General features: G+C 61.9%; 3 protein-coding genes. All 3 read right to left on the reverse strand.

The genetic code is table 11. The features are described 5' to 3' along the window. Positions 1-207: 207 nt before the first annotated feature. Positions 208-720, reverse strand: coding sequence for a GNAT family N-acetyltransferase (locus tag A2I95_RS32645; RefSeq protein WP_291736516.1), 513 nt, complete (start codon positions 718-720; stop codon positions 208-210). A 3-nt stretch (positions 721-723) separates the two neighbouring features. Further along, positions 724-1,200 (reverse strand): DUF2948 family protein, encoded by a 477-nt coding sequence (locus A2I95_RS32650; protein ID WP_027256614.1) that lies wholly within the window; start codon positions 1,198-1,200, stop codon positions 724-726. Continuing rightward, positions 1,200-2,229 (reverse strand): UDP-N-acetylglucosamine 1-carboxyvinyltransferase (murA, locus tag A2I95_RS32655; RefSeq protein ID WP_291736519.1); only part of this gene is annotated, 1,030 nt, incomplete at its 5' end. The genes A2I95_RS32650 and murA, both read right to left, overlap by 1 nt.

Here is a 2,229-nt window from a genome sequence, read left to right on the forward strand (position 1 = left end):
AAGGATTGTTCGAAATCGGAATCGGCGGTGTTCAGAAACTGCGGCATCGGGATCTCCTTTGGCCCTCGCATAGCTTTATGCCGGAGCGGCCTCAAGAACTATGGCGCAGGGCGGTGCAATTGGACGCAAGGAAGGGGCGCTGCCCCTATTGAGCCATATGGCCAATTCACCCCGGAGTATTCAGGACCGGAAAAAAGTCAGTCCCTGTCAGAGAAGGGATTTTCGCATCGGGATGCATGGTGTGCCGCAGCCCTCCTGAGGGGCATCATCGCTTTGCCAGCCCCTGGTCCGATAAAACCCCTGCGCTGTGCGGGTCGCGTTCAGCCGTCCTTCGCTATGGCCAGCCCCGCACAGCTCCATCTCAAGATGCCTCAGCATAACAGACCCGGAACCTTGCCCAACTGCGCCTGGAAAAACATAGAGCAAGGAGATCAGTCCCTCAGGGGCCAACCCCCCGACCGCTTCGGGTTCGCCGCCCCGTTCTGCCAGCCAGTAGCGGCCGGGTCCATCTATCCAATTGCGAATCTGCGCAGGCGACTTGTTTGCAGTCCAATCGGCTATCTTTCCGGCGTCGCCGCCGTGATCCGCCTGGCACAGATCGCGGATCGACGCGATGAGCACCTGGCTGATGGCGAATACATCAAAGACAGTGGCTGGGCGGATCACCAGTTCCGCTGCAGGACGGGCAAATGCCTGGGAAATGCCGCGCTTGTTCTGCACGGGTCACGCGCCATGATCCGGTGCGTGACCCGACGGTGCAAGATAAGGCCGGGTGACATCCCGCAGGGACACCTCCAGCGCCTCGACTGCCAAGCGCACCGCGCCGTCGCCGGCCAAGGTCAGCAATACGTTGCCGGCACCGTCCTCATCCGGCTCGAAAACAACCGAGAGCAGCGACAGAACCAGATCTTTGTCCTTGCGGTCCACGCCCTGCGACGCAACAGCCAGCACATTGTCCACCACCAGCAGCGACTGCACCCGCTCAAAAGCCCGGCCACGGCGTTCCGCAGCCTCGCGGTCTTCCCAGCGGAAGCGGTTCACCAGCAGTGCAAAGCGGCGCTCCGAGGCGCGCCAGCTCATTTCAGTGACCGGAAACACCGCATCCTGCACCAGCGAGGACAGGATCTTGAGATCCTCTGCCTCCAGCGCGCCCAGATTCAGAGCCGCCTCGCGGCCGTCTTCGAAGCTTGCATCCGCCATTACTCTTCCCTGATCCGTTCGATTTTGGCCCCGACGCCGGACAGTTTGCGCACCACATGCTCATAGCCGCGATCGAGGTGGTAGACCCGGCTTACCTTGGTTTCACCTTCCGCCGCCATGCCAGCAAGAATCAGCGAAACCGAGGCGCGCAAGTCGGTTGCCATCACCGGAGCGCCTTTCAGCGTTTCAACGCCAGTCACAGTTGCATGGCCGCCGTGCACTTCGATCTGTGCCCCCATACGGGTGAGTTCCGGGGCATGCATAAATCGGTTCTCAAAGATCTTTTCTTCCAGAACAGACGTGCCTTCAGCGGTACACATCAGCGCCATCATCTGCGCCTGCAGATCGGTCGGAAAGCCGGGGAACGGTTCGGTGACCACGTCCACAGCCCGGATCCGGCCGTTCTTGCGGCTGACGGTCAGACTGTTCGTGCCCTCGGTGATCTCGACGCCTGCGGCCTCCAGCTTGTCGCAGAAGCTTTCCAGCAGGCTGCGGCGTCCGCCCAGCAATTCTACCTCGCCGCCGCAGATCGCCGGTGCCAGCATATAGGTGCCCAGCTCGATCCGGTCAGTCACCACCTGATGCGTTGCGCCATGCAGCCGGTCGACGCCTTGAATGGTGATGTCCGGGGAACCGTCGCCCTCGATCTGCGCACCCATTTTCCGCAGGCAATCGGCCAGATCGACAATCTCCGGCTCGCGCGCAGCATTCTTGATGACGGTGGTGCCCTTTGCCAGGGTGGCAGCCATCATGATGTTTTCGGTGGCCCCGACCGAAGCAAAGCTCAGCTCAATTACCGCGCCTTTCAGCCCCCTCTGGGCCTTGGCGTGCAGATACCCGTCTTTCAGCTCAATCTCGGCGCCCAGCGCCTCAAGACCATGGATGTGCAGATCCATCGGCCGGGCGCCAATTGCGCAGCCGCCGGGCAGCGACACCACCGCCTGCCCCAGCCGCGCCAGCATCGGACCCAGCACCAGGTTGGAGGCGCGCATTTTCCGCACGATGTCATAATCAGCCACATGGCTGGTC

The sequence above is a fragment of the Leisingera sp. F5 genome (genome assembly GCF_001593695.1).